The sequence below is a fragment of the Streptomyces sp. NPDC006259 genome (genome assembly GCF_042870975.1).
GTDB lineage: Bacteria > Actinomycetota > Actinomycetes > Streptomycetales > Streptomycetaceae > Streptomyces.
This window is the reverse complement of sequence record NZ_JBIAHY010000002.1, coordinates 1093139-1119054: the sequence shown is the minus strand read 5'-3', so window position 1 is coordinate 1119054 and position 25916 is coordinate 1093139. Positions and strand designations below refer to the sequence as shown.

At 72.5% G+C, this 25916-nt stretch carries 21 protein-coding genes; 4 read left to right on the top strand and 17 right to left on the bottom strand.

The window, feature by feature from the left end; translation table 11 throughout:
* Window positions 1-213 precede the first annotated feature (213 nt).
* From ACFYO5_RS10805 to ACFYO5_RS10795, 3 genes are all read right to left on the bottom strand, one after another.
* On the bottom strand, window positions 214-1326 hold the full coding sequence (locus tag ACFYO5_RS10805) for a sensor histidine kinase (protein ID WP_388706775.1): 1113 nt from the start codon (window positions 1324-1326) through the stop codon (window positions 214-216).
* A complete protein-coding gene (locus tag ACFYO5_RS10800) occupies window positions 1323-2078 on the bottom strand; it encodes a response regulator transcription factor (protein ID WP_388706772.1) in 756 nt (251 codons plus the stop codon). The genes ACFYO5_RS10805 and ACFYO5_RS10800 overlap by 4 nt, the downstream gene beginning before the upstream one ends.
* Window positions 2079-2444: 366 nt before the next feature.
* On the bottom strand, window positions 2445-3791 hold the full coding sequence (locus ACFYO5_RS10795; protein WP_388706769.1) for a hypothetical protein: 1347 nt from the start codon (window positions 3789-3791) through the stop codon (window positions 2445-2447).
* Window positions 3792-3904: 113 nt separating this feature from the next.
* Between ACFYO5_RS10795 and ACFYO5_RS10790 the strand changes: the two genes are divergently transcribed.
* On the top strand, window positions 3905-5152 hold the full coding sequence (locus tag ACFYO5_RS10790) for a molybdopterin-dependent oxidoreductase (RefSeq protein WP_388706767.1): 1248 nt from the start codon (window positions 3905-3907) through the stop codon (window positions 5150-5152).
* A gap of 334 nt (window positions 5153-5486) precedes the next feature.
* Here the strand turns inward: ACFYO5_RS10790 and ACFYO5_RS10785 are convergent, their stop codons facing one another.
* The 4 genes from ACFYO5_RS10785 to ACFYO5_RS10770 all read right to left on the bottom strand — a co-directional run bounded on the left by ACFYO5_RS10785 (window position 5487) and on the right by ACFYO5_RS10770 (window position 9119).
* Complete coding sequence (locus ACFYO5_RS10785; protein WP_388706765.1) at window positions 5487-6326, bottom strand: class I SAM-dependent methyltransferase; 840 nt, start codon at window positions 6324-6326, stop codon at window positions 5487-5489.
* Window positions 6323-6940 carry a DUF2064 domain-containing protein gene (locus ACFYO5_RS10780; protein ID WP_388706763.1) on the bottom strand — a complete coding sequence of 206 codons (618 nt, stop codon included), beginning with the start codon at window positions 6938-6940 and terminating at the stop codon, window positions 6323-6325. Before ACFYO5_RS10780 ends, ACFYO5_RS10785 begins: the two co-directional genes overlap by 4 nt.
* Window positions 6937-7707 (bottom strand): glycosyltransferase family 2 protein, encoded by a 771-nt coding sequence (locus ACFYO5_RS10775; protein WP_388706761.1) that lies wholly within the window; start codon window positions 7705-7707, stop codon window positions 6937-6939. The genes ACFYO5_RS10780 and ACFYO5_RS10775 overlap by 4 nt, the downstream gene beginning before the upstream one ends.
* Before the next feature lie 416 nt (window positions 7708-8123).
* Entirely contained in the window at window positions 8124-9119 is a 996-nt protein-coding gene (locus tag ACFYO5_RS10770) for an NAD-dependent epimerase/dehydratase family protein (protein ID WP_388706759.1), read from the bottom strand.
* 465 nt (window positions 9120-9584) lie between these two features.
* On the opposite strand from ACFYO5_RS10770, the gene ACFYO5_RS10765 reads away from it, so the two are divergent.
* Window positions 9585-10535 carry a hypothetical protein gene (locus ACFYO5_RS10765; RefSeq protein ID WP_388706756.1) on the top strand — a complete coding sequence of 317 codons (951 nt, stop codon included), beginning with the start codon at window positions 9585-9587 and terminating at the stop codon, window positions 10533-10535.
* A gap of 449 nt (window positions 10536-10984) precedes the next feature.
* Here the strand turns inward: ACFYO5_RS10765 and ACFYO5_RS10760 are convergent, their stop codons facing one another.
* Together ACFYO5_RS10760 and ACFYO5_RS10755 are read right to left on the bottom strand one after the other, a co-directional pair.
* A complete protein-coding gene (locus tag ACFYO5_RS10760; RefSeq protein ID WP_388707202.1) occupies window positions 10985-11629 on the bottom strand; it encodes a dihydrofolate reductase family protein in 645 nt (214 codons plus the stop codon).
* A 153-nt stretch (window positions 11630-11782) separates the two neighbouring features.
* Window positions 11783-12607, bottom strand: coding sequence for an SDR family NAD(P)-dependent oxidoreductase (locus tag ACFYO5_RS10755; RefSeq protein ID WP_388706754.1), 825 nt, complete (start codon window positions 12605-12607; stop codon window positions 11783-11785).
* A gap of 207 nt (window positions 12608-12814) precedes the next feature.
* Here ACFYO5_RS10755 and ACFYO5_RS10750 point away from each other — a divergent pair, with 207 nt between their 5' ends.
* Window positions 12815-14260, top strand: a complete 1446-nt coding sequence (locus ACFYO5_RS10750) for a flavin monoamine oxidase family protein (RefSeq protein ID WP_388706751.1) — start codon at window positions 12815-12817, stop codon at window positions 14258-14260.
* A gap of 32 nt (window positions 14261-14292) precedes the next feature.
* Here the strand turns inward: ACFYO5_RS10750 and ACFYO5_RS10745 are convergent, their stop codons facing one another.
* On the bottom strand, window positions 14293-16656 hold the full coding sequence (locus tag ACFYO5_RS10745) for a chorismate-binding protein (protein ID WP_388706748.1): 2364 nt from the start codon (window positions 16654-16656) through the stop codon (window positions 14293-14295).
* A 197-nt stretch (window positions 16657-16853) separates the two neighbouring features.
* On the opposite strand from ACFYO5_RS10745, the gene ACFYO5_RS10740 reads away from it, so the two are divergent.
* A complete protein-coding gene (locus tag ACFYO5_RS10740) occupies window positions 16854-18014 on the top strand; it encodes an FAD-dependent monooxygenase (RefSeq protein ID WP_388706745.1) in 1161 nt (386 codons plus the stop codon).
* Window positions 18015-18044: 30 nt separating this feature from the next.
* On the opposite strand, the gene ACFYO5_RS10735 is transcribed toward ACFYO5_RS10740, so the two are convergent.
* The 7 genes from ACFYO5_RS10735 to ACFYO5_RS10705 form a co-directional block, all read right to left on the bottom strand.
* Window positions 18045-18248, bottom strand: a complete 204-nt coding sequence (locus ACFYO5_RS10735) for a tautomerase family protein (protein ID WP_252551321.1) — start codon at window positions 18246-18248, stop codon at window positions 18045-18047.
* 113 nt (window positions 18249-18361) lie between these two features.
* Complete coding sequence (locus ACFYO5_RS10730; RefSeq protein ID WP_388706741.1) at window positions 18362-20656, bottom strand: ATP-binding cassette domain-containing protein; 2295 nt, start codon at window positions 20654-20656, stop codon at window positions 18362-18364.
* A gap of 65 nt (window positions 20657-20721) precedes the next feature.
* Complete coding sequence (locus ACFYO5_RS10725) at window positions 20722-22515, bottom strand: gamma-glutamyltransferase family protein (RefSeq protein WP_388706739.1); 1794 nt, start codon at window positions 22513-22515, stop codon at window positions 20722-20724.
* A 119-nt stretch (window positions 22516-22634) separates the two neighbouring features.
* Window positions 22635-23510, bottom strand: coding sequence for a PhzF family phenazine biosynthesis protein (locus tag ACFYO5_RS10720; RefSeq protein WP_388706736.1), 876 nt, complete (start codon window positions 23508-23510; stop codon window positions 22635-22637).
* On the bottom strand, window positions 23507-24406 hold the full coding sequence (locus ACFYO5_RS10715) for an LLM class flavin-dependent oxidoreductase (RefSeq protein WP_388706734.1): 900 nt from the start codon (window positions 24404-24406) through the stop codon (window positions 23507-23509). Before ACFYO5_RS10715 ends, ACFYO5_RS10720 begins: the two co-directional genes overlap by 4 nt.
* Before the next feature lie 43 nt (window positions 24407-24449).
* On the bottom strand, window positions 24450-25400 hold the full coding sequence (locus ACFYO5_RS10710) for a hypothetical protein (protein WP_388706731.1): 951 nt from the start codon (window positions 25398-25400) through the stop codon (window positions 24450-24452).
* Window positions 25397-25897 carry a VOC family protein gene (locus tag ACFYO5_RS10705; RefSeq protein ID WP_388706729.1) on the bottom strand — a complete coding sequence of 167 codons (501 nt, stop codon included), beginning with the start codon at window positions 25895-25897 and terminating at the stop codon, window positions 25397-25399. The genes ACFYO5_RS10710 and ACFYO5_RS10705 overlap by 4 nt, the downstream gene beginning before the upstream one ends.
* Between the last annotated feature and the right edge of the window lie 19 nt (window positions 25898-25916).

Sequence of the window (25916 nt, the reverse complement as noted above, 5' to 3'; positions counted from 1 at the left end):
GGGCTGCGCGAGACGCGATTCCGACCAGGTTCTGTTCGAGAGCACGCTCGCGGAGTGCGACCTCCTGGTCGACGGCCGTCCGACTACTCCGCCAAGCACCGCCTGATGGCGTGAACGTGAAGTTGCTGACCGAGGGCAATGGCCGACCGCCATGGATCTCAGTGCGGATGCCCTTCCGGTAGTCGGCGGATTCGCTTGCTCAGGAGCCCCCGATCACACCTCGGCCAGAGGAAGCGTTACTTCGAAGCGGCAGCCGCCGGGGACGTTGCGCACGGCGGCCTGGCCCCTGTGAGCCTCCACGATGCCCCGGACGATGGCCAGGCCGAGGCCCGCACCGGCCGGAGGAGTACGGGCATGGGTACCGCGCCAACCGGTGTCGAAGACACGCGGCAGGTCCTCCTCGGGGATGCCGCCGCATCCGTCGGTGACGGACAGGACGACTCCGTCGGACAAGCGCTCGGCGGTGACCGCGACGGTACCGTCGGAGGGTGTCCGGCGGATCGCGTTGACCAGCAGATTGCCCAGCACCCGGCTCATCTCCTTGCCGTCCACCTCGACCGGCACCGGCTCGACGCGGTCGCCGACCAGCCACACCCCGTGCTCGCGGGCGAGGGCGTCCGCTCCCGCTAGGGCGTCGCCGACGAGGTCGTACACCGACATGCGGGACGGAGACAGGGCGAGCGCCCCGGCGTGGATGCGCGAGAGCTCGAAGAGGTCCCCCACCATGCCGTTCAGGCGTTCGACCTCCGTGCGCATCTGGCGGAGGTAGCGGTGGGGGTCGGCGGCGACGCCGTCCTCCAGGGCCTCGGACATGGCGCGCAGACCGGCGAGGGGCGTGCGCAGGTCGTGCGAGATCCAGGCGACGAGTTCGCGTCTCGATGTCTCCAGGGCGCGCTCGCGGTCGCGGGACTCGGCCAGCTTCGCACTGGTGGTGGCCAACTCGCGGCCGAGTGCGGCCAGTTCCGCGGTCGCCGGGCCGTCAGGGGCCGCGAAATGGCCACCGTCGCCGAAGGAACGGGCGGCGGCGGTGAGCGCCCGGCTGCGGGCGACCACCCACCGGCCGAGCAGCAGCGCGGTGACCAGGGAGACGACGGCGGCCATCGCCACGACCGTCGTGACGACGCTCAGGTCGTGCGAGGACAGGAACATCGCCTGCGCCACGGCCAGCGTGCCCGCGAGCATGGCGGTCACGGCCACCGCGGCGACCACGGCGAGGGACGCGGTCAGCGAACGTCGCCGGATCAGCCACAGCACACCCGCCCCGAGCAGCCCGGCCGCGACGGCGCCGAGGAAGGCGAAGAGAGCGATGAGGAGGGTGTCGCTCACGGTCGGACCGCCTCCTCGCAGGGCGTGGCATCGAAGCGGTAGCCCACTCCCCACACCGTCTGGATCAGCCGGGGCCGGGCCGGGTCGTCCTCCACCTTGCCCCGCAGCCGGCGGACGTGGACGGTGACGGTGGACAGGTCGCCGAAGTCCCAGCCCCACACCTCGCGCATCAGCTCTTCGCGGCTGTAGGCGCGGCCGTGGTGGCGCAGGAGGAAGGCGAGAAGGTCGAACTCGCGCAGTGTGAGGCTGAGTTCGGTGCCGTTCTTGGTGGCGCGGCGGGCTGCCGGGTCGACGGTGACGCCTGCCGCGTGCGCGGGGTGAGCCGCGACGGCGGGCCGGCTCCGGCGCAGTACCGACTCGACCCGCAGGACCAGCTCGCGGGGGCTGAAGGGCTTCGTGACGTAGTCGTCGGCGCCCAGTTCCAGGCCCAGGATCCGGTCGCCCTCGTCACCGCGGGCCGTGAGCATGATGACCGGCACGGGCCCGTGGGTACGTATCCGGCGGCACACCTCCAACCCGTCCATGCCGGGCAGCATCAGGTCGAGCACCACCAGATCCGGCCGGTGCGCGGCGGCCCGCGCGAGCGCGGAGTGCCCGTCCTCGGCTACGTCCACCTGGTACCCGGCGCGGTCGAGATAGCCGGAGACGACCTCGGCGACGGTGGGGTCGTCGTCCACGACGAGGACGCGGGTCGTACCTCCCTGCCCTCGGGGAGCGTGTTCGGAGCCTGGGGATTCGTGCGGCTGCTGCATGCTCCCAGCTTCCCACCGGCCTCATCCCCGTGCGGAGGGGCCGCTCCGACGTCCGGGTTTCGTAAGATCTTGACGCCCGTTTCACCCTCCCCTCGATCTGGTCATTCCCGCGGCCAACGCTCCCGTCGTACGGCGTCGCCGTGTACCTCGGCGGCGCCCGAACTCGGAAGGGCGCCGGCGTCGCGAGCAGGCCCAAGCCGCGCACCGACCAGATGGCGAAGGCGAGGAGCCCTCTGCAGGACGTCGCACCCGTGTCGTACCGGCGCGGCATCCTGGGGTGGCGCTGGAGGCGATGTCCGGGAAGATCCGTGGAGAAGCGGAGACCGGTGACGCTCCTCCACGAAGGCTTGGGCCGGGTCTCCATGGTCACCATCCCGTCAGCAGAAGGTGGTTGAGGAGCAGGGCGAGGGTGGCCTGTGCGGTGAGCCAGGCGCGGGGTCGGGTGAGGAAGGCGCAGGCCGGGAGCAGCCACGTCGCGAACGGCAGCCAGATGCGTTCTGTCTCCGCTTTGCTCATGCCGGAGAGGTCGGCGGCGAGGAGTGCGAGCAGGGAGGCGAGGACGAGCAGGGCCAGGCGGGGGTCGGGAGCGGAGCTGGGCAGGCGTGTACGAACGCCCTGGCGCAGGGGAGCCGCGCCGGCTCGTCGCAGCCCGGCCACAGTCGCCGGGCCCACGACAAGCGCCGTGCACGCGAGGTTCGCCCACACCCAGTAGCCGTAAGGGCGGACACCGCCGGCCCCTTGGTAGTAGCGGGTGACCAGCAGGTGATACGCCTCCCACCAGTTGAAGCCTGCGAACGTGAACACGGCCGGGACGAGGACGAACCCGGTGAGGAGGTACGGGAGGGGGCGCAGTCGTCGGGAGCCGAGCAGCAGGACGCCGGCGGCGATCACCGCGAACAGTGTCAGCCCGTACGAGAGATACGCGGTGAGGCCGAAGAGGAACCCGGAGGCGAGACCTGTCGCACGTGGCCGGTGTCCCGTGACGGCAAGGGCGAGGAACGCGACGGCCCAGGCGGTGACGGCCGCGAAGTAGCCGTCCGCGGAGGTGCCCATCCACACGGCGGCCGGGGCCAGGACCAGGAAGGGCGCGGCGCGGCGGGCGAGGGCCTCCCCGCACAGCACTCGTACGGTGACGAGCACCGCCACCGCCGCTGTGGCCCCGACGGTGATGCACCAGACGCCCGCCCAGGCGCCGCCGCCCAACCCGATCCGGTCGAGGAGGACGAAGGTGAGGGTCGCCGCGGGGGGATGTCCGGCGACGTGCGCGGGCCAGGCGTCGGGTGAGTGGATCAGGATGTGGTGGGTGAAGTCCCGCAGGGCGGCCGGGATGTCGTGGAAGCGGTTGACGGGGTCGATGACCTGGAGGTACTCGTACTTGGTCGTCAGCCGCCGGGTGATCCCCCGCTGCCACCCGTCGACCAGGGCGAGCGAAAACGTCCACGCCATGGCGGTGCCCCAGGCAGTGCACAGCAGCGCGCGCCAGGGCAGTTGGGCGGCAAGGAGCGGCCCGTACGCGACGACCGCGACGGCCACCATGATCGCTGCGGGGGTGCCGGGGCCGACATGCGGCTCCGCATGCCCGTACAGCGGCGGCCAGCTGACATGAAGGCTCCCGTAACGGTGTTCCAGGACGGTGCCGATCACAGCCGCCGTCGCGACGAGCAGCGCTGCCGCCAGGGCCGCGCACAGGTCGCGGAGAAGATCGCGGTTCACACCGGCACGCTAGGCCGCGGAGGGCCGGATGCGGATCCGGTGAGCCGGGACGTCAGCATTTCGTCATGAGTTGCGGGCCCCGCCCTCGGGCCGTCCCGGCCTACGGTCGGGACATGCGCGACCATCGACGCCCCGACCATCGACTCCCCACCTCTCCCGGTTTCTGGCGCAGCCCGCTGCGCAGCCCGTGGTTCACCTCCGTGCTCGGTGTCGTGCTGCTCGTCGGGATCACGGTGCTCTTCACCACGGGCCTTGCGTCGTACGCGGCCTACAACCCCGGCCTGTCACCGGTGAACGACAAGACCCCGGACAAGGGCCTGCTCGGCTTCTACCTCTTCGCCTGGCCGACCGACCCGCCCTGGCTCTACCGGCTCACCCAGGGCCTTCACGTCACCCTGGGCATCGCGCTGATCCCCGTACTGCTGGCGAAGCTGTGGTCGGTCCTGCCGAGGCTGTTCACCCAGCCGCCCGTGCGGTCCCTCACGCATGCGCTCGAGCGGATCTCGCTGCTTCTGCTGGTCGGGGGCGCACTGTTCGAGTTCACCACGGGCGTGCTGAACGTCCAGCTCGACTACCTCTTCCCCGGCTCCTTCTATCCGCTGCACTTCTACGGCGCCTGGGTGTTCTTCGCGGCGTTCGTGACACACGCGGTGCTGCGGGTGCCGGCCGCGGTACGCAATGTGCGCCGCCTGCGCGAGGAGGAGAGCGACCTCGTCTCCCCGGACCCCGCCCCGCCCACCGTGTCGCGCCGCGGCGCCCTCGCCTTCGTCGGCGGCGGCTTCGTGTTCCTGCTCGCCACGACGGCGGGCCGGAACTTCGACGGACCGCTGCGGGCAACGGCTCTGCTCGCGCCGCACGGCGGCCCGGAACCGGGTCCGGGACCCGGCGGCTTCCAGATCAACAAGACGGCCGCGTCGCGCGGGATCGACACGACGGAGACGAGTGACGAGGCGTGGCGGCTGGTCGTCGAGGGACAGGGACGGACGGTCCGGCTGAGCCGGGCAGAGCTTCTGCGACTCCCGCTGCACAGCGCGGCGTTGCCCATCGCGTGCGTGGAAGGCTGGTCGACCTCCGACCAGTGGTGGCGGGGCGTACGCCTGCGGGATCTGGCGGCGCTCGTCGGGTACGAGACCGGCGCGGCGCCCGACGTGATGGTGGAGTCGCTCCAGCGGCACGGGGCGTTCCGTCGGGCCGCCCTGCGCGACAACCAGGTGCGCGACCCGCGTTCCCTGCTCGCCCTGTTCGTCAACGGCGAGCCCCTGACCCCGGACCACGGCTACCCGGCGCGGATCATCGTTCCTGCGGCGCCGGGCGTGCTCAACACCAAGTGGGTGGCACGGATGACGTTCGGAGAGCTGTGATGCGACGACGTGTGACACGACGGCTTGCGCGCCCGCGTGTGGGCAGCCCGCTTCAAGTCCTGCTCCATGCCTGTTCGTTCGCGCTGGCGGCGTATGCGGGGGTGCGACTGCTCACGGACGACTGGATCTCTGTTGTGCTGTGGTTCGTGGGCGCAGCGCTGGTGCACGACCTGGTGCTGTCGCCGTTGTACGCGGGAGCGGACCGGGTCGTCGCGCGGGCGCTGGGCGTGGTCGGCCGCCGGGAGTGGACGGTGTTCGTGCGCGTCCCGGCGGCGTTCTCCGGCCTTCTGCTGCTGATCTGGTTTCCGCTGATCAGCGGGCAGGTGGCAGGCCACTACACCTCCGCCACCACCCTGCCCGGCGACGGATTCCTGTCCCGCTGGCTTTTGATCACCGCGGTGCTGTTCGGTGGCTCGGCGGTGATGCTCCTGCTGCGGTCACTGCCGTCATCGCGGTTGCGCAGGGCGACGAAGGAGCGGCCGCCGGTCGTCCACTGATGCTCCGGGCGCCAGCCGGCGCGTGTGGCGAGCCGGAGCAGGGCCGGTGTGCCGAGCCGGGCCCAGGGGAAGGGCGGGCCGGCTGTGCCGTGAGTGCCGGCGGTGATGCTCACGACGTGCACGGTGACGCGTTCGTCGACCTCGCTGTCGGGGGCCGTCTCGGCGATCAACAAGCCGTCTGGTTCGAGGAGTTGGGAGATCCGCCGGAGGAGGGCGGCCGGGTCGCCCCCGATGCCGATGTTGCCGTCGATGAGGAGGACCGTGTCCCAGCGTCCTTCCGCCGGGAGCGGCTCGAAGACGGAGCGTTGCAGAGCCTGGCCGCCGAGCCGCACGGTGCGGGCGACGGCGGCTTCGCTCACGTCGACGCCGAGCGCCGGGCGGCCCCGGGCCGCGAGTTCGGCGACGAGCCGCCCCGGACCGCACCCCACATCAAGTACGGCGCCTTCACAGCGCTCCAGAACATTCGTGTCCGCCGCGTCGGCCCTGGCACACCAGCGTTCCACCTCCAGCGGCAGCAACCAGCCGTCGGCGCGACGAAGGAAGAGCGGACCCCGACCTGTGGCCATCGCTTCCGCATAGGGGTCGGCGGCCCAAGGGCGCGGGGCGCTGACGGACGCAACCGGCGCGGGGCGATGGGCGATCGTCTCCGGCGGCGTGATCTCATGTGCGGTGCTCATCGGCCGACAGCCGCCCCGAGACGTCCCAGTTCGGCGGCGAAGCGGCTCCCTGGCGCAGCCGCGGCGACCGCCTCCGCGTCGCCGGCGGTGTCCACGTCTCGCAGGGCGGGCAGGTCGCGTACGCGAAGGCCCGCGACGGCGAGCCGTTCACGCTGTACGGCACCCGTCGTGGGCGTGGACATCGGTACACCCCGCAGCAGCTCGGGGTCCGGGTGGGCGAGGCCCAGCGCCCAGAAGCCGCCGTCTTCGGCCGGCCCGAAATACGCGTCGTAGTCGGCGAAGTCGACGGTGAGCAGTGCGGGCGTCACCTGGGGGGTGTCCATGCCGATGAGCAGCGCGGGTCCGTCGCAGCCGGCGAAGGCGGCGGCCAGCCGCTCGTCCAGACCTCCCGCGCACTGCGGGACGACGTCGAAGCCGGGCGGCAGCCAGGGGCCCGGAGCGCCGTCGAGTACCAGCACACGGCGCCGGGCGGGTGTGGCCGCCACCGTACGCAGGGTGTCCACGAGCGCCGCCTCGGCGAGCGTTGCCGCTTCTCGAGGCGTGAACGGCGGCGTGAGTCGTGTCTTGACCCGTCCTGGCCGCGGCTCCTTGGCGATGACGAGGAGAGTGGTCACTGGGCTGTTCCTCCTGGGAGTACGGCGAACGAGTCGGCGCCTGCCACGCCATGGGGTGCCGGGAGTTCGGCCAGGACCCGGCTCATGTCCCGTACCGCTTGCCAGGTTCCGCGCCAGGTACCGGTGACCTTGGAGGCGCCGGTGCGCGGCAGGTAGGGCACGTCGTGCTCGACGACACGCCAGCCGGCGTCGGCCGCGTGCACGACCATCTGCAGGGGGTAGCCGCTGCGGCGGTCCGTGAGTGCCAGGGCGAGCAACTCCTCACGACGGCCGGCGCGGAGTGGGCCGAGGTCGCGCAGGCGCAGCCCTGTGCGGCGACGCAGCATCCGCGACAGCACCACGTTGCCCAACCGGGCGTGCGCGGGCCAGGCGCCCCGGCCCTGCGGACGGCGCCGCCCGAGCACCAGGTCGGCCTCACGGTCGCACACCTCGCGCACGAAGGGCACGAGCAGGGACGGGTCGAGGGAGGCGTCGCAGTCGCAGAAGCACACGATGTCCGCGGTGGCCGCGGTCAACCCGGCGTGACAGGCGGCGCCGAAGCCGATGCGCGTCTCACGGACGACGGTCGCGCCGAGTTCGCGGGCCAGTTCCGGCGAGCCGTCCGTGGATCCGTTGTCCACCACCAGCGCGCGCCATGTGGGCGGGATACGGGCGAGGACCCAGGGCAGGGCCTCGGCCTCGTTCAGACAAGGGAGCACCACGTCGACGGTTGCCGCGGTTGTCTCCGCTTCCGATTGCGTTGCAGGAGAAGTCGTCACGGCTTTCACCCTACGAAGACAAAAGGAACGTAAGGGACTTCGGCTTCTTACGAAACGCGGACGTCGAGGGAAGGGGCGGAGCACCGAAGTGCCGCCGACAGAGGTCCGGTCGGGTGCGCGAGCAGTCACGCACCTCCGATGCCGAGCCGGCTCTGCCGCACGCGGGGTCACCGGAATGCCGGACACAGAGACCGACATGCGGATGCTGCCCGTCTCCCTCGTTCGTCGGCACTGTCGCGGTCACCGCGATGCTCGCGGAGCCGGCGACCGTGGCGCAGGCGACGACCTTGCCGACCCACACCGTGGTGAAACCAGCCGCCACGACAGCAGCCGATATCCCCGGGGCCCGCGCTGCTGCTCGACCGTCGGTCCGTCGGCGGGGCGGCGCCCGCCTCCCGCTCCGCCGCGGCAGGCCCGGTCGGGTACTACTCCTCGCGCAGCCCTGCTCTGGCGAATTCCCGCATGCCCTCCTCGAAGCCGACCTCGGCCTTCCAGCCCAGTTCGGCCCGCAGCCGCGACGAGTCCGCCGTGATGTGCCGTACGTCCCCGAGGCGGTACTCCCCCGTGACCACGGGCGCAGGTCCGCCGTACGCGGAGGCCAGCGCCCGCGCCATTTCGCCGACCGTGCGGGTCTCCCCACTGCCGGTGTTGTACGCCGCCAACGCTCCGGCCGGGGACTCGGCCTCGAGCGCCACCACATTGGCCGCCGCCACATCCCGTACGTGCACGAAGTCCCGCCGCTGACCGCCGTCCTCGAAGACACGCGGTGCCTCACCGCGGACGAGCGCGGACCGGAAGAAGGACGCGACCCCCGCGTACGGGGTGTCGCGCGGCATGCCCGGCCCGTACACGTTGTGGTAGCGCAGCGAAATCGCCGAGCCGCCCGTCGACCGGGCCCAGGCCGATGCCAGATGCTCCTGGGCCAGCTTGGTCGTCGCGTACACGTTCCGGGGATCGACCGGCGCGTCCTCGCCGACCAGCCCCGGCGTCAGCGCCTCCCCGCACCGCGGGCACCGGGGCTCGAAACGCCCCGCGGCCAGATCGGCCACGGCCCGAGGGCCCGGTCGTACCGGCCCGTGCCGCTCACACCCGTACAAGCTCTCGCCGTACACGACCATCGACCCGGCCAGCACGAGCCGCCCCACCCCCGCCTCGGCCATGGCGGACAGCAGCACCGCCGTACCGAGGTCGTTGCGCGACACGTACTCGACCGCGTCGCCGAACCCCTTCCCCAGCCCCACCATCGCTGCCTGATGGCACACGGCGTCCACACCCGGCAGAACGGCCGCGACCGCCTCCGCGTCACGTACGTCCAGGCCGTCACGCAGGTCGAACACGACCGCCTCGTGCCCCCGTGCGGTCAGCGCTTCGACCACATGACACCCGATGAACCCGGCTCCGCCGGTGACCAGTACTCGCATACGCGAACGCTAAGAGCATGGGCACCCCGCACGGCAGCACCGCGCCCCTCACGTCACGGGTCCGTAAGACCTCCGGCAGATGCAGTCCTTGGCACATCGCTTCGGGGCCAACTCCGTCGGGCAGGCGCATCCGCCGTCCTGATCAGACCGGGGACCACGACACCGCGACCGCCCGCCCCGCCGGCACTCCAGCACCCCGGGCCACGGCCCGCACGGCGTACGGCGTCCCGAAGTGGTCGACCTCGATCATCTGCGCGCCGGCTGCCCCGGAGCCAACCGGCTTCCCGCCGCGCGCTGGGCGAGCAGGCCGCACACGGGAAAGGTCCGGGCCGGGCGGCAAGCGGATCGTGGCGCTCCGGCGTGCGTGGGAGGTGTCCCGGCGGGCGGCAACCTCCGAGCGGTCGGCGGCGACCAGAGGGGGAAGTGAAGGCACGGGAAATCCCGCCCCCCACAAGGGAGATCACCATGTGCACCCGCATCGCGAGACTGCTCACCGTGCTCGCCGCCGTCCTGGCCGTGCTGCTCGCGCCCGGCCTGACGACCCCGTCCGTGGCACAGGCGGCGAGCGACCGATCGGCCCGGGAACAGACCGAGGACCGAGTGGTGGCCCAGGCCCTGGCGAAGGCGCAGGGCCAAGCCGAGGCGGCGGTCGCCTCGGCGGACGTCTGGAACCCACCCGCGAACCTGGTCCAGCCCCTCAACGAGGTCTGGAACCACGTCGAGTCCACCTACGGCAACCTGTACGGCTTCCGCAACTACGGCTGGGACCAGATCATGGCCAACCGCGGCAGCGTCAACTACTGCGTCCGCTGGGAGTCGGACCAGCCGGTCAGCGCCGCCCTGCGCGACCAGATCCATGCCGCGCTGAAGAAGCAGTTCGGCAAGTGGATGGCGGCGATGGTCGACAACGGCGTCGGCCACAACGCCTGGCCGTACACCAACGTCCCCGTCAACATCGTCGGCTGGGCGGTGAAGAACCGCTCCACCCTCCAGTGGAGCGACAACTCCGTCGACATCTACACCAACATGCTGGACGACGGCGGAGCCCCGCAGTGCGCCCCTGACTGCGGCCGCTTCTTCCACCAGGACGGCAACTACTCCCGCTGTCCCGGCGGCGCCGCCCGCCACTACGACCAGTCCCTCTGGCTCACCGAGGGCTTCGGCGGCGGCGCCGGCGGCGACTGGGGGCAGCGCGTGGGCCGCTCCTATTTCACCGGCGCGCTCAACCAGGAGAACATCCACATCTACCTGCACGAGGTCGGCCACACCTTCGGCCTCGACGACTTCTACGACTGGTCCCCGACCGGCCAGTGTTGCTTCTTGATGAAGGCCGGCAGCGCCACCCAGATCACCGAGTTCGACAAGTGGATGTTCCGGGACTTCTGGCGCCACATGAAGTCCCGGTACGGTCTCTGACACCTCCCTCCACCGGCCTTGGCGGGGCCATGGCAGATGTCATGGCCCCGCTGTGAAGATGATTGTCCCCGCGACGGATGGAAGGAGCACCGGCACCCACCGGTCCGCGCGCCGGTCGGCGCGCGGCCGGGTGAGCAGTTCGGCCGGAGCCCCGGGCGCCGGGGCGGTGCCGGCCTCGGCGGGGTGTCGTACGCACGCATCCACGTGTGCGGACCTGCCGCCCGCAAGCTGCCCGGCATCGCTCCGGACCCGGCGATGGCCTGACCTCTCACCAGCGTCTCCGACGGCACCTCCCGGACCCGGTGACACCACCCCCCAGGTCATCCGGTCATCAGGGGGCAACACTCATGCCGGGCCCGGAGGCCAACGGCCCTCTTACAGGACCGCGGAACCCATAACGGGGGGACGCCCCCTCGCCACCATGGCCTGAACTCGACGGACCCTCCGCGTCACCGTCGCCAGAACAGGTGGTGCGTCACACCGCTCGGGCTGGGCACGATCTCCAGGTGGAACCGGTCGAGCAGCTCGTCGGGGGACTCCCACAGGCGCAGTCCGGACCCGAGTTCCACCGGCGAGACCGCCACGTGCAGGGTGTCGACGAGGCCGGCGTCGAGGAACTGCCGGACGGTGGTGACCCCGCCGCCGAGCCGGACGTCCTTGCCGCGCGCCGCTTCCCGCGCCCGTTCGAGGACCGTGGCGGGGCCGCCGTCGACGAAGTGGAACGTGGTGTCGGACAGCGTGAACGACGGACGCTCGTGGTGGGTCATGACGAACACCGGTGTGTGGAACGGGGGTTCCTGCCCCCACCAGCCGCGCCAGTCGTGGTCCTGCCAGGGTCCGCGCTGGGGCCCGAACTTGTTGCGGCCCATGATCTCGGCACCGATGTCGCGTGCGAAGTCCCGTGTGAAGTAGTCGTCCAGGCCCCGGCTGCCTCCGGGGTCCGTGCGCATGGGCCAGCTCGCCGTGGCGCCGGCCCAGGCGAACAGCCTCCCGGGATCGACATGGCCGAACGGCCGCTCCAGACTCTGCTGCTCACCGGCACCGATCCCGTCACTCGAGACGCTGAAGTTCATCACTCTCAGCAATTGCCCCATGGGTTTCCTCACCAGGTCCTGTCGCGTCACCGTGCGGCGGACGCCGCACACCATGACGTCGAAGAGGACGTGGCCGGATCGACAGCGGCTCACGACTTCTTTTCCGATGGGAACGTACGGCGCGCCGAGGGGTCCGGGCCGGCGGCGGACGGGTCAGGGGCGGGGCCAGTGGGGGCCGGTCGCCGCGTCGGTGACGTATTGCCGGAAGGTGCGGGCGCGGTGCCCGGTCAGGCGGGGCACCGTGTCCAGGGGCTCGGTGTCGCCCAGGGCCCGCAGCGCCGAGTAGGAGGCGAGTTCCCGTTCGACGGACTCCTCGGGGCGGCCGAGGGCGGCCTGTGCGGCGCGGTAGGCGTCCTCGCCGCCGTGGAACGTCATCGGCCGGCCGGTGACGTCCTCGATGACGGTGCAGGCCTCGGCGAAGGACAGCGCCTGCGGCCCGGTGAGTTCGTAGGTCCGGTCGGTGTGCCCGTCCTCGGTCAGGACGCGCGCGGCCACGGCCCCGACGTCGTCGAGGTCCACGAATCCCTGCCGGCAGTCCCCCACCGGGACCGCCAGCTCCCCGGCCAGGACCGCTCCTCGGAAGGGCCCCTCGTCGAAGTTCTGGTCGAACCAGTCGACGCGCAGGACCGTCCAGGCCACGCCGCACTTCTTCACGGTGTCCTCGGCCTCGATCAGCCGCTGGTCCCCCATGGTCTCGATGGCGCGGCTGGACAGCAGGACGACCCGACCCACCCCGAGGTCCGCGGCCAGGTCGGTGAAGTCCGGGTCGACGGGGATGCCGTCGGGGGCCATGAGGAACGCGCGTCCGGCGCCGCGCAGGGCCGGTTCCCAGGTGCCGCGGTCGTGCCAGTCGAACCGGGTGGTGGAGCCGTGCCGGGACGCGGGGCGGACCGGTACGCCCAGGGTCCGCAGGTGTGCGGCGACACGTCGGCCCACGGAGCCGGTCGCTCCGAGGACGAGGATCGGTGTGGTGCCCATGCCCTCGTGAACGACGGGCGGGCGGCAAGGCAACGGTCACCCGCAAGGCACACTCGATTGCCCTGGAGCAGTCGTTTCATGTCTGCGTACGGAAAACCCATAGAAATTCGGCCAGTTTTGTCGCCTGCCGTACGTCCATATGATTTCCTGTTTTCAATCATATGGAGGTGACACCCCCGCGTCGTCGCGGGTGGGAGAGGAGGGCCGATGGCCGAGGTCACGCAGACCGACGTGCGTCGCGAGTTCGACCGGGGCATGCCCGGGGTCCGGGTGCCCGGCAGGGTCGTCGTCATCGGAGCGGGTCTGTCGGGCCTCGCCGTGGCGTACGAACTGGCCGAGCGGGGCGGGGACGTCACGGTGCTGGAGGCGTCGGACCGCCCGGGCGGGCGGGCGTACACCCTGCGCGCGCCCTTCGCGGACGGCCTGTACGCGGAGGCCGGCGCGATGACCCTGACCCCGCACTGCCACTACGCCATGCACTACCTGCGCGAGCTGGGTGTGGAGCTGGACACGGCCGACCTGGTCGGCAGCCAATTCTCGTACTTCGCCGGCGGCCGATTCTTCGGCCCCGACGCCGACTCGCTCGACCGTGCCGGCCTCCCGCTCGCCCCGCACGAGAAGGGGCTGGGCGTCACCGACATGATCGACCGTTATGTGCGCCGCACCTACGAGGCGCTGGAGCCCGACATCACGGCGGCCGACTGGGCACCGACCCCGCTGCTCGCACCGTACGACCGGCGGTCGGTGTACGAGGTGCTGTCCGAGCGCGGTGCCTCGCCGACGGCGATCAACCTGGTGGAGCCACACTTCCTGGAGATGCGCGGCGGGGACCTGAAGACCGCCTCGGCCCTGTCCTGGCTGCGGCACGAGGCCAGCCCGCACTCCCTGGCCAACGCCGACCCCCGGTGGTCGAAGGTCAGGGGCGGCACCGACCGGTTCCCCCGCGCGTTCGCCGAGCGGCTGAAGGACCGCATCCGCTACCGGGCTCCCGTGGTGCGCGTCACGCAGGACGACGCGGGCGCGCGGGTCACCTATCTGCACGGCACCCGGATGCACACCCTGGATGCCGACCGGGTGGTGGTGACCGTGCCGTTCAGCGCGATCCGGCACATCGACCTCACCGACGCCGCACTGTCCGACGCCAAGCAGGCCGCGATGCGCCGGGTGAAGTACTCGTCGATCGTGCGCGTCTATCTCCAGATGCGCCGGCAGTTCTGGCCCCAGGACAACGCGAGCTTCTCCACGGACCTGCCCGTGCGATGGGTGCGGGACGCCACGCCCCGGCTGCCGGGCCCCCGCAAGATACTGGAGTGCCTGATCACCGGCTGGCGGGCCCGCGCCCTGGCCGTGCTCAGCCCCGAGGAGCGGATCCGGTTCGCGCTGGACGAGGTCGAGGTGATGCTGCCCGGCGCCCGGAAGCACTTCGAGACCGGCACCTCCGTGGTCTGGGACCAGCAGCGCTACATCGAGGGCGCCTACATCCTGCCCGAGGTGGGGCACAGCTCCCTGATGCCGGCCATGCGCAGGCCGGAGGGCCGGCTGCACTTCGCCGGCGACCACACCTCGTTCGAGCCCAACGGCGGTTCCATGACGCTCGCGCTGGAGTCGGCCGCGCGGACCGTCCTCGAACTGGGGAGCACAACGGCCGCGTGACCGGGTCGGGGCCCCGGCCCGGTGCGCGGCACTCACTCCAGCAGCAGGGTCAGCAGTTCCGCCCCCTCGACGCTCAGCACCGACGTGGGGAGGAACGCACAGCCACCGGTACGCGGGCCCCGCAGGGCCGCCAGCTCGCCGTCGCCGGGGCCGTACCACAGGGTCAGTCCCAGCCGCCGGGCCAGGGCGTCCGTGTGCGGACCGGCCAGCACGGCGTACGCGCCGCCGAACCCCACCGTCGCACGCCGGCCGAGGACGTCGATCTCCTGCTGGGCGGCGGCCTCGCCCCGCGGCCGCACGGATCCGGCCAGACCCAGTTCGACGAGCAGGAGGTGGAAGCCGAGTCCGACCCCGACGGTTCGCGTCCCCCGAGACATCAGGTCGGCGACCAGGGCGCGCAGGGCGGCGATGCGGTCGTCGCCGATGGCGAACGGGTCGCCGGGGCCCGGCCCGACGACCACCGTGGCCCCGGGCGCCAGGGGGCCCACGGCACGGTGTGCGCCGCCGTCGGCCGTGGGGCCCGTGGCGCGTGTCCCGGTGGCACGGGCCCCGGGGTCCGCGCAACGCGTCCCGGCGCCCTGCACACCGTGGTCCGCGGAGCGGAGCCCGGTGGCGCGGGTCACCGCGTCCCGGGGACGCACCCGGACCGCGGGGGCAGCGGAGTGGGCGGAGCCGGCGGAGCGGACCCGGGCGTCGGGAGCCATGGGGTCCCCGGGGCGCACCCCGATCGCGTGGGCCACGTGCTCGGCGGGACACACCTCGACGGCGCGGCCGAGTCCGCGCAGCATGACGGCGAGCGCCGCCGTCTCCTCGCCCCCCGCGTCGACGAGCAGCACCGGGCCGCCGGGAGCCGGCCGGCCGCCCGGCCGCGACCGGCCCCGCCAGTGGGCGGACAGCAGCGCACGGCGCCGGTCCAACTCGGCGCTCACCGACGGCCACGCCGCCGGGTCGACGGGGACGGTGGAGCGGGGCCCGGTGCGCCGGTGGCCGGGTGTACGGCCACCCGGCGCCCCGTCGCCCTGTGCTGCGGCCGGGGCGTCCCCTCCCGCCGACGCGTCGTGCGGCACGGGGTCGCCGGGACCGGGGTCCGCCCGTCGGCGGACGGCGGCGGTGTCGCCGGGGGTGATGCCACCGGGGGCGGTGGCTGCGGTGACACCGGAGGCGGTGGCTGCGGTGCTCTCGAGTACCGACAGCAGGGCCGATGCCTTGGCGCGGGTCTCGGCCGCCTCCTCGGCGGGCACCGAGCGCGGCCCGACGGTGGCTCCGACCGACAGCTTCACCGTGCCCCGCCCGGAGAGCTCGAAGGTGCGGATGAGCACGGCCGTGTCCACCTGCTCGCCGCCTGAGGCGTCGTGGCCCAGCAGCGCGATCGAACCGCCGTAGTAGCCGCGTCCGGAGGGTTCGCGCCGGGCGATGACACTGCAGGCCTCCGCGAAGGGACGGCCCACCGCGGTCGCCGCGGACAGGGTGCCGGTGAGGGTGTGCCGGACGTCGAGCGCGGCGGTCCCGCTGATGCGGCACTCGGTGTGCAGCACACGGGCCAGCGGACGCAGACCGGGTCCCTCAAGCCGTACGTCCCCGGTGGTGACCCGGCAGAGAATAGCCAGCTCCGCGTCGACCACGGCTCCCAGTTCCTCGGTCTCCTTGCGGTCGCGCAGGAAGGCGGCCAGGTCCTCGGCGGCAGGCAGGCCACCGGGCGGGAGGGGCAGCGTCCCGCACATCGGGTGCATCGCCACCCGGCCTCCCTCCACGCTGACGTGACCCTGCGGGGAGGCGCCGGCCAGCGCGGCGCCGCGCGGACCCCCGGTGTGGACCGCGAACGTCCAGTGCGCGCCGTGCTCGGCGGCGGACAGTCGGCGGAACAGCTCCCCCACGGCGGCGGCCCCGTGGCAGGGCAGTCGCGCGGTGAAGTCCCGCCGGATCAGGACGTGCAGGCCGGTGCGCGCCACCTCGTGGGCCAGGAGGTCGCGCACCCGGCCGGCGTACTCTTCGTCGGTGTCGTCGAAGCCCGCATCCTCCCAGCGGAGGTCTCCCGCGGGCCGCACGGCGGCGAGGGCCGCGGTGAGCGCGGCGGTGTCGGCCGTGTGCCACCGATGGATCCTCAGGACCCGCACAGGCGTGCCGTCGTCACGGCAGTCCAGCCCACGTTCGGCCAGGCACCGGTACGGCAGCACGGCGAGCGCATGGGGCCCGCCACCCGGCCGGGGCGGACCCGAGGGCAGGTCCGTCACCCGCCGTACCGTGTGCATGGCGCCGATGTACACGTCGAACGGGTCACCGGCACTTCCGTCGTGCGTGTGGCGGCGCACGAGGGCGAAGGGCGGCGGGTCGGGGGCCGAGAACAGGTCGGCCAGGTCGGCCACCGGGAGCGGGGTGGGCGTCGGGGTGTCCTGCATGAGGCGCCCTTTCGTTGAGGGAGGGACTCGGTGACAGGTGACTCGGCAATGAGAAGCTTGGTGACGTCCGGGAAATGAATGGAGCGGCTCGAAGCGGTAACTCTTGTGTAGTGTCCGGCGGTTGCCTCTTCATTCGTTTCCGTTCGGATATCATGTCCGACACATCCACCCTCCCCTCGGAGCCCCAGTGAGGTGTCATGCGGATAGCGGTGATCGGAGCCGGTCCCGGCGGGCTGTACACGGCCTGCCTGGTCAAGCGCCTGCGGCCCCACGACGTCGTGGAGGTCTGGGAGGCCGACGCGGCCCGGGACACGTTCGGGTTCGGGGTCGTCTTCTCCGACGGCGCGCTCGGCGGCATCGAGGCCGCCGACCCGGCCCTGTTCGAGGCCGTCACGGCCGAGTTCGCCCGGTGGACGCGGATCGACGTCCACTACCGGGACCGCACCCAGCGCAACGAGGGGTACGGGTTCGCCGCGGTCGGCCGCCACACCCTGCTGCGGCTCCTCCAGGAGCGCTGCGCCGCTCTCGGGGTGCGCCTGCACTTCGGCACCCCGGCGCCGGAGGTGTCCCGGCTGCGCTCCTCCCATGACCTCGTCGTCGCGGCGGACGGCGTGGGGTCGCGCACCCGGGCCCGGTACGCGGCCGCGTTCGGCACGCAGCGGCAGGAGGCGGGTTCGCGGTACATGTGGCTCGGCACGGACCGCCCGTTCGACGCGCTGACGTTCGCCGTCGTCGAGACCGAGCACGGCCCCGTACAGGCCCACGCCTACCCGTACGCGCCCGGTCGCAGCACGTTCATCGTGGAGGTGGGCGACGCGGTCTGGCGGGCGGCCGGCTTCCGGTCCGCGGAGCGCCGGCCCGCGGACCCCGTGGGCGACCGGGGCGGCATCGACCAGGTGGCGCGGTACTTCTCCGGTCTGCTGGACGGGCACGCGCTGTGGGGCAACCGGTCGTACTGGGGCCGCTTCACCGCCGTACGCAACCGGAACTGGAGCCATGGCAACCTCGTCCTCCTCGGTGACAGCGCGCACACGACGCACTTCTCGATCGGTTCCGGCACCAAGCTGGCCATGGAGGACGGGCTCGCCCTCGCCACGGCCCTGCACGAGTACCGGACGGTGCCCGAGGCGCTGGCGGCGTACGAGGCCGAGCGGCGGCCCGCCGTGGAGCGGATGCAGCGGATCGCGCTGACGAGCCTGGAGTGGTTCGAGAACATCGACCGGTGTGTGGGGTTGCCGCCGGACGCCTTCAACGCGCACTTGCTGACGCGCAGCGGCCGGCTCACCCGGGACGATCTGCCCGCGGTCGACGCCGAGCACGTCGGGCGGATCCGCCGGCGCTTCGCCGACGCGGCCTGAGCCGCGGAGCCCGGGACGGCCCGGGACGGGTCAGCCGTCCCGGGCCGCCTTCCTGTCCGCCACCGAGGTGCCGCCCACGAACCAGTGCTGCGGCGGGCATTCGTCCACCGTCACCCGGATCGCCTCCCGGGGTGTGCCGAGCGTGGTGTGCGCGGCCTCGGTGAGGGCCCGGCCGAGTGCGGCGATCTCCTCCTCGCTGCGGCCGCTCAGCAGGGTGACGTGGATGAGGGGCATGGAGGCTCCTTGTCGGGGTGGTGCGGCCGGGCCGCGGCACACGGGGGCGCCGGAGCACCCGGTGTGTCGTCGGGTGCTCCGGGCCGGTCGGAGGTGGTGGTGCGTGGGGCCGGTCAGAGGTGACCGTGCGCGGCGAGGTCCTCGGCCAGGCAGCGGCCGGTGTGCACGTCACGGCGGCGGGCCAGGTCCGCGGGGGTGCCCTCGAACACCACCCGGCCGCCGTGCCGGCCCGCCTCCGGGCCGAGGTCGATGATCCAGTCGGCGTACTTCAGCACGTCCAGGTCGTGTTCGATCACCACCACCGTGTTGCCGCCGTCGACGAGGCGGTCGAACAGGGCGAGCAGCTTGCCGAGGTCGGCCATGTGCAGACCGGTGGACGGTTCGTCGAACACGTAGACGCTGCCGGAGGTGTGCAGCCGGTGTGCCAGCTTCAGCCGCTGGCGCTCACCTCCGGACAGGGTGGACAGGGGCCGCCCGAGCGTGAGGTAGCCGAGGCCGACCTCGATGAGCAGGGTCAGCTTGCGGCGGACGGAGTCCTCGTCGAAGAACGCGATCGCCTCCTCGGCCGTCATGGCGAGGACGTCGACGATGGTCCGGCCGGACAGCGTGTGGCGCAGCGCCTCGTCGTTGAAGCGGCGCCCGTCGCAGCGCTCGCAGACGGTGGTGACCGGGTCCATGAAGGCGAGGTCGGTCTCGATCACCCCGCGGCCCTGGCACTCCGGGCAGGCGCCCGCCGAGTTGAAGCTGAACAGTCCCGGGTCGGCCCCGGAGGCGCGGGCGAACAGGCGCCGGACGGTGTCCATGATGTCGGTGTACGTCGCGGGGGTGGAGCGGGAGGAGATCCCGATCGACGACTGGTCGACCACGACCGCTTCGCCCGGGTGCCGGTCGACCAGTTCCCGGGCGAGCGAACTCTTCCCCGAGCCGGCGACGCCGCTGAGCGCCACCAGCACGCCGGTGGGCACGTCGACGGTGACGTCCTGGAGGTTGTGCAGCCGGGCGCCGCGGACCGTCAGTTTGCCCTGGGGGGCCCGCAGTCGCTCCTTCAGCCCGGGCACCGAGTCGAGGGCCCGGCCGGTCGGGGTGCCTGCCTTGCGTAACCCGGCCGTCGAGCCCTCGTAGACCACTTCGCCGCCCTGGCTGCCCGCGCCCGGACCCATGTCGACGACATGGTCGGCGACGGCGATGACGTCCCGGTCGTGCTCCACCACGAGCACCGTGTTGCCCTTGTCGCGCAGCGCGAGGAGCAGCGTGTTCAGGCGGCGCACGTCGCGCGGGTGCAGGCCCACGCTCGGCTCGTCGAAGATGTACGTCAGCCCGGTCAGGCTGCTGCCCAGGTGGCGCACGGTCTTCAGGCGCTGGGCCTCGCCGCCGGAGAGGGTGCTGGTGCGACGGTCGAGGCTGAGGTAGCCGAGGCCGACGGCCTCGATCCTGCGCAGCGCCGACAGGGACGCCTGCACCACCGGTTTGACCGACGGCGCGTCGATGCGCTCCAGGCGGCCGATGAGGTCGGTGATCTCCAGGGCGCAGTAGTCGGCGATGGTGTCGCCGGCGATGCGCGAGGCGAGCGCGGCCGGTGCCAGCCGGGCGCCGCCGCAGACCTCGCAGGGTCCTTCCGTCACCACCTCTTCCACGGCCGCCCGTTCCTTGGCCTTGAGGGCGTCGAGGCCGGCCTTGAGGTAGCGGCGGGTGAAGCGGCGCACGACTCCTTCGTACTCGTTCTTGTAGACGCCGTGCCGTCCGGCCCGGTCGACCTTGAACCCGGAGCCGTGCAGCAGCAGTTCGCGGTCGTCGGCGGAGAACTCGCGCAGCGGCAGGTCGGGGTCGAAGAGGCCGGACTCCGCGTACAGCTGCCACTGGAAGGTGCCGACGGCGAAGGCGGGGAAGCGGATGGCGCCCTCGTTGAGGCTCTTGTCCTCGTCCAGCAGCCGGTTCAGGTCCAGCCGCAGCCGGGAACCGAGCCCCTCGCACCGCGGGCACATGCCGCGGGGGTCGTTGAAGGAGTACATGTGCGAAGGGCCCGCGCTGGGCGTGCCGTGCCGGGAGAACAGCACCCGCAGCATGGCGTGGACCTCGGTCATGGTGCCGACCGTCGAGCGGGCGTTGCCGCCGACCGGCCGCTGGTCGATCACGATGGCGGTGGAGAGGTTCTCGATGACCTCGGCGGCGGGCCGTTCGTACTTGGGCAGCCGGTTGCGGATGAACGCGGGGTACGTCTCGTTCATCTGCCGCTGCGACTCGACGGCGATCGTCCCGAAGACCAGGGAGGACTTGCCCGATCCCGACACGCCGGTGAAGACGGTCAGCCGTCCCTTCGGGATGCGCAGGCTGACGCCCTTGAGGTTGTTCTGCCGTGCTTCCCCCAGAACGATGAAGTCACCTGGGTCCGGTGACAGGTGGGACGCCATGCCGTTCCTCTTCCATCCGCCGAAATGATTTCTCTGAGGAAACTTATCCCCTCAAGTGCAGGTCCTCAATCCGCCACGGCATAGGCCTGCGCGCCGCGCGGGCTGGCCACAGCGGTGACCATGTCGTCACTGCTCAGAGCTGTTGCGCAGACCTTGCTCAGACTGTAGTCGGTGACCGTGCGCACCTGATGGCCGCGCCGCCGCAGTTCCTCGATGGTTTCCTGGGGCATCCCCTCTTCCAGGACGACCGTCCCGGGGGCGAAGCGCCGGGGGGTGAAGGACGTCGGTACGTGGTCGGTGTGGAAGGTCCGCGCCTCGACGGCCTCCTGGAGTCCCATGCCGTGTTCGGTGTGGCGCAGGAAGAACTGCAGGGTCCACTGGTCCTGCTGGTCGCCGCCCGGTGTGCCGAAGGCGAGGCAGGGCCTGCCGTCCCGGAGCACCAGGGTCGGGCTGAGGGTGGTGCGCGGGCGCTTGCCAGGAGCCAGCGCGTTGGCGTGCCCCCGGGTCAGCGTGGCCATCTGCCCCCGGGTGCCGAGCGGGAACCCGAGGCCCGGCACCACCGGCGAACTCTTCAGCCAGCCTCCGCTGGGGGTCGCGACGACCATGTTCCCGCGGGCGTCGGTGGCCGTGACGCAGCAGGTGTCGCCCCGGGCGGCCGTGGAGCGCACCACGGCCGGGATGCCTTCCTCCAGCTCACCGAGCCATGCGGGACCGGCGGGGCCCGCGGACTCGTCGTGGACGGGGGGCAGCACCGGCGTCCGGCCGCCGGGCGAGCCCGGTCGCAGTGCGGTGGAGGCCTCGCGGCCGATCAGTTCACGGCGGGCCGCGCTGTAGGCGGGGTCGAGCAGGTCGTCGACCGGCACGTCCGCGTGGGCGGGGTCGCCGTACCAGGCCTCGCGGTCGGCGAAGGCCAGTTTGGCCGCCTCGGTGACCGTGTGCAGGAACTCGCCGCTCACCGGTCCCATGGCGGTGAGGTCAAAGCCCTGGAGCAGCGCGAGCTGCTGGAGGAAGACCGGGCCCTGCGACCAGGGACCGGGCTTGTGCACCGACAGGCCACGGTGGTCCAGGTGCAGCGAGGGCTCGACCGTGGCTCGCCAGCCGGCCAGGTCCGCCCCGGTGAGCAGGCCGCGGTGGCGGCGGCCGGTGGCGTCGATCTCCTCGGCCGTGGCGAGGTAGCGGTCGATGGTCTCGGCCACGAAGCCCTCGTAGAAGGCGCGCAGGGCCGCGTCGATCTGCTTGTCGCGGTCGGCGCCGGCCGCCCTGGCCTCGTCGAGGAGACGCCGGTAGGTGCGGGCCAGGTCGGGGTTGGTCATGCGCTGACCCGGCCGGGGTGCTTCCCCGCGGACCAGGTAGGTGCGGCCGGACTCGGTCCACTCCTCGCGGAAGAGCTCCTGCAACGCCCCGATCATCGCCGCCGCCTTGGGGAGCAGCGGGTACCCGTGTTCGGCGTAGCCGATGGCCGGCTCCAGGACGTCCTCCAGGTGCAGGGTGCCGTACTCGGCGAGGACGCGCAGCCACGCGCCGAAGGCGCCGGGCACCACCGCGGGCAGCAGTCCCGAGCCGGGCACCACGGAGAGGCCGAGCTGTTCGAACCTCTCGATGGTCGCCGCCCGGGGCATGGGGCCCTGGCCGCAGACGACGTCGACCCGGCCGGACCCGGCCCGGTGGGCGAGGACGGGTACGTCTCCGCCGGGCCCGTTGAGGTGGGGTTCCACGACCTGGATGACGAACGCGGCGGCGACGGCCGCGTCGAACGCGTTGCCGCCCCTGTCGTACATGCGGAAGCCCGCGGCCGAGGCCAGCCAGTGGGTCGAGGCGACCGCGCCCCGGGTGCCGCGCAGCTCTGGACGGAACAACACAGTCGGGTTCCTCTCCTCTTCGTACCGGTTCTTCTTCGGCGGGTTCTTCTTGGCGGGTTCTGCTTCGCCGGGCTCTCCGTGACGAACTCTGCGTACCGTGCGGTGCGGGAAGCGGTGGTTCAACGGGCGACTGCCGCCGTGCGGGGCAGGTGCATGCGGCCCGTGCCGGTGGCCGCGACCTCTCCGGTCACCTCGGCCGCCACCGCCCGGCCCTCGCGCACGGTCACGGCGCAGTCCAGCCGGGCCGGACGGCCCAGTACCGCCCCCTGGCGGACCTGGTACGCGCTGGTGCCGTCCGCCGTCGGCACCAGGCCCGCGCGGACGAGCCAGGCGCCCAGACCCAGGGCCGCGGAGGCGCACGCCGGGTCCTCCGGCATGCCGTACCCGGGAGCGAACACCCGCACGTCGGCCCGCCGGCGGCGACTGTCGTAGGCGACCACCACCGCGTCGGGGCAGTCGGCCCACACAGGGTGCGCCGGCTGGTGCACGGCGCGGGCGACCGCCCCGCTCGTGACGGGCAGCACGTGGAACGCCGGCCCGAAACCGGTCACGCACGGCTCGCCCACCAGATCGTCCCCGGTCAGTCCGCACGCCTCCAGCAGCGGTTCCGCGTCCCAGGCGGCGGGCGGCGCCGGCTCACCGCGCACGGCGAGCGTGGCCCGGTGGGCGCCGGCGCGCACCGCCATCAGCCGCCCGCCGCACTCCTGGACCAGCTCCCCCGCCCGCAGCCGGCCCAGCCGGACCAGGGTGGCGGCCGTGCCGACGGCGGAGTGCCCGCCGTACGGCGACTCCCGCTGCGGGGTGAAGATCCGGACCCGGTGGGTGGCTCCGGCCCTCCCGGGGGGCAGGACGAACGCGGTCTCGGTGAGACCGACCTCGCGGGCGACGGCCTGCATGCCGGCGTCGTCGAGTGCGCTCGCGTCCGGGACGACCCCGAGCGCGCAGCCCTCGAACGGGGTGCCGGTGAACATGTCGACGATCTCGTAGTCGATCACGGCTGCTCCTCGCCGCGGCCGGTCAGCACGTCGCGTGCGATCCGCTCCAGCACCCGCACGCTGCCCCGGTAGGGGAAGGACGGCCGGGGCCAGTGCACGACGAAGTCGGTGATGCCGAGTTCGCCGAAACGGCCGACGGCGTCGCGGTACGCCTCGACGGAGTCGAGGGTGCCGCCCACCATGGCACCGGTGAGCAGCAGTCGGCGCAAGGTGGAGGGGTCACGTCCGGTACGCTCGCACGCCTCGTCCAGGCGTGCCAGCTGCTCCTTGATCTCCGGCAGCGTCTCCTCGTACGGCCGGGCGTCGAAGTCGCCGGGCCGCCCCGCGGTGACCCACAGGTCGGCGTGGCGAGCCGCCAGCCGCATGCCGCGCGGTCCGGTCGCCGCGATGGCGAACGGCACCCGGGGCGTGGCCAGGCAGCCCGGGTGCATGGGCACCTCCCGGACGTCGTAATGGGTACCCGTGTACGTGGTGCTGCGCCGGGTCAGCAGCTCGTCGAGCAGCCCCACGAACTCGGCGAAACGGTCGGCACGTTGCCGCGGGGAGTAGGCGGTCGGGTCCACGACGCGGTCGTCGAGGCCGCCGGCCCCGGCTCCCAGCCCGCAGATGAAGCGGCCGCCGGCGATGTCCTCGAGCGTCATCACGTCCTTGGCCAGCGTCACCGGGTGCCGGTAGGTGGGGGTGGCCACCATGGTGCCCACGGTGAGGGTGGAGGTGGCCTCGGCCGCCGCCGCCAAGGTGGGCACGGCACCGAACCAGGGCTCGTCGCGCAGCCACCGCCACATCAGCTGGTCGTAGGTCCAGGCGTGGTCGAATCCGAACTCCTCGGCGCGAACCCACTGTTCGCGGGCGCGTGACCAGCGCTGTTCGGGCAGGACGACGACTCCGTGCCGCACGGTCCGTCAGCTCCTCTCCTGTCGTGTGTCCGGGGGCGCGGGCTCAGCGGGCGATGCTGCCGTGGAGCAACCGCTCGTCGAGCGCGGCGGTCAGGCCGTCGACGCGGGCGAGCACGGCGTCGAAGTCGCGTTCGCAGGCCCGGGCGTCCTCGCTGCGCAGTTCCTCGGGGAGCGCGGCGTCCTCGGACTCGGTCAGTCCGGGGTACAGGCCGTTGACCGAGACGTCCAGGCGCACCGCGGTCAGCCGGCGCCGGAGCTGGTCGAGGATCTCGGCGGTCGGCACGTCGGCGCGCAGGGTGAGGAAGTAGTTGTCGTAGACCAGCGCCTGGAGCCGGGGATCGTGGGGCCGGGCCGCCGGGACGGTGTCCTGGAGCAGGGACCTGCCGCCGGGTACGAGCTTCGCGGCGACACCCGAGTGCACCAGGTGGTAGCGGCGGACCTCGTCGGCCAGCCGTCCGCCCTCGGGGGTGTCGTGCCACGGTGTCTTCCTGCCGCGCAGCAGCCGGCGGACGGGGGCGAAGTCCGGTGCCCAGGTGCCGCTGAAGCCGCGGTGCTGCAGGAACATGCTGGGCCGGATGACGTCGCCGTAGACGTCCTTGGGGCAGGAGCTGGTGTAGAGCAGCATCGCCGTGTAGGCCCGGGTGAGTTCCGTCATGGCCTTCAACGAGGGGGCGGGGTCCGGCCGCTCGTGCGCCTGGTGCAGCGCGTGGCCGAGTAACTGCCAGACGGCGAAGGTCACCTGGTGCCCGGTGATCCAGCGGAACCAGAAGAGCTGGTGGGCCAGTTCGGGGTGGCCGGGGGCCGGTCCGGTGCGCGGGCAGGGCGGCCCGGCCGAACCGGCGGGTTCCGCGCACAGCACGTCCGGGACGTCGGCCGCGGGCCGGTGCGGGGGTTCGGGCAGGGTCAGCGGTTCCAGGCCGTAGGGGAAGTCGCCGAAGTCCCAGCCCTCGGCCACCGGCAGTTCGGTGACGGTCCTGCGCGTCCCGGCGCTCATGCGGCACCTCCCGGGACGTAGGTGAACTCGAACTCCAGGCCGTTGGGGTCGAACAGGTAGCAGCTGTGCACGCCGTCGGCGTCGACCACGATGTCCGTGGGCTGCTCGTCGGTCGCGAAGTGGTAGCGGCCCGAGCGGTACAGGTCCAGCCAGTGGTCGCGCCAGGCTCGCAGCTCCTCGGGGGATCCGGCGGCGAGGCAGACGTGCTGGAACTGGGGCTTGCTGCCGCCGGGCAGCACCTGCTCGTGCCCGGTGCGTTCGAACAGGTGGAAGCGGACGTCGCCGACGCCGACCTCGGTGAGCCGGGTGATGCCCGGGAGCCTGCTGAGGGTGAGGTCCGAGAAGGTGGTGAGCGTCCACGTCTCGGCGCAGCCGAAGAAGTCCCTGTACCAGGCCAGGCAGTTGTCCAGGTCGCCGGTCTGGATGCCCAGGTGGTGCATCGCCGGCACGAGTTTCGCGGAGGGTGCCTCCAGTGTGGGGGCCGAGCTTTCTCGCATGGTGCGACACTCCTTGAGG

Bases quoted from the DNA above. Each gene is read 5' to 3' on its own strand.
- ACFYO5_RS10785 (WP_388706765.1), bottom strand. From the start codon at position 6,326: ATGAGCACCGCACATGAGATCACGCCGCCGGAGACGATCGCCCATCGC.
- ACFYO5_RS10750 (WP_388706751.1), top strand. From the start codon at position 12,815: ATGGCCGAGGTCACGCAGACCGACGTGCGTCGCGAGTTCGACCGGGGC.
- ACFYO5_RS10730 (WP_388706741.1), bottom strand. From the start codon at position 20,656: ATGGCGTCCCACCTGTCACCGGACCCAGGTGACTTCATCGTTCTGGGG.
- ACFYO5_RS10765 (WP_388706756.1), top strand. From the start codon at position 9,585: ATGTGCACCCGCATCGCGAGACTGCTCACCGTGCTCGCCGCCGTCCTG.
- ACFYO5_RS10740 (WP_388706745.1), top strand. From the start codon at position 16,854: ATGCGGATAGCGGTGATCGGAGCCGGTCCCGGCGGGCTGTACACGGCC.
- ACFYO5_RS10755 (WP_388706754.1), bottom strand. From the start codon at position 12,607: ATGGGCACCACACCGATCCTCGTCCTCGGAGCGACCGGCTCCGTGGGC.
- ACFYO5_RS10770 (WP_388706759.1), bottom strand. From the start codon at position 9,119: ATGCGAGTACTGGTCACCGGCGGAGCCGGGTTCATCGGGTGTCATGTG.
- ACFYO5_RS10800 (WP_388706772.1), bottom strand. From the start codon at position 2,078: ATGCAGCAGCCGCACGAATCCCCAGGCTCCGAACACGCTCCCCGAGGG.
- ACFYO5_RS10705 (WP_388706729.1), bottom strand. From the start codon at position 25,897: ATGCGAGAAAGCTCGGCCCCCACACTGGAGGCACCCTCCGCGAAACTC.
- ACFYO5_RS10745 (WP_388706748.1), bottom strand. From the start codon at position 16,656: ATGCAGGACACCCCGACGCCCACCCCGCTCCCGGTGGCCGACCTGGCC.
- ACFYO5_RS10760 (WP_388707202.1), bottom strand. From the start codon at position 11,629: ATGGGGCAATTGCTGAGAGTGATGAACTTCAGCGTCTCGAGTGACGGG.
- ACFYO5_RS10735 (WP_252551321.1), bottom strand. From the start codon at position 18,248: ATGCCCCTCATCCACGTCACCCTGCTGAGCGGCCGCAGCGAGGAGGAG.
- ACFYO5_RS10710 (WP_388706731.1), bottom strand. From the start codon at position 25,400: ATGAGCGCCGGGACGCGCAGGACCGTCACCGAACTGCCGGTGGCCGAG.
- ACFYO5_RS10790 (WP_388706767.1), top strand. From the start codon at position 3,905: ATGCGCGACCATCGACGCCCCGACCATCGACTCCCCACCTCTCCCGGT.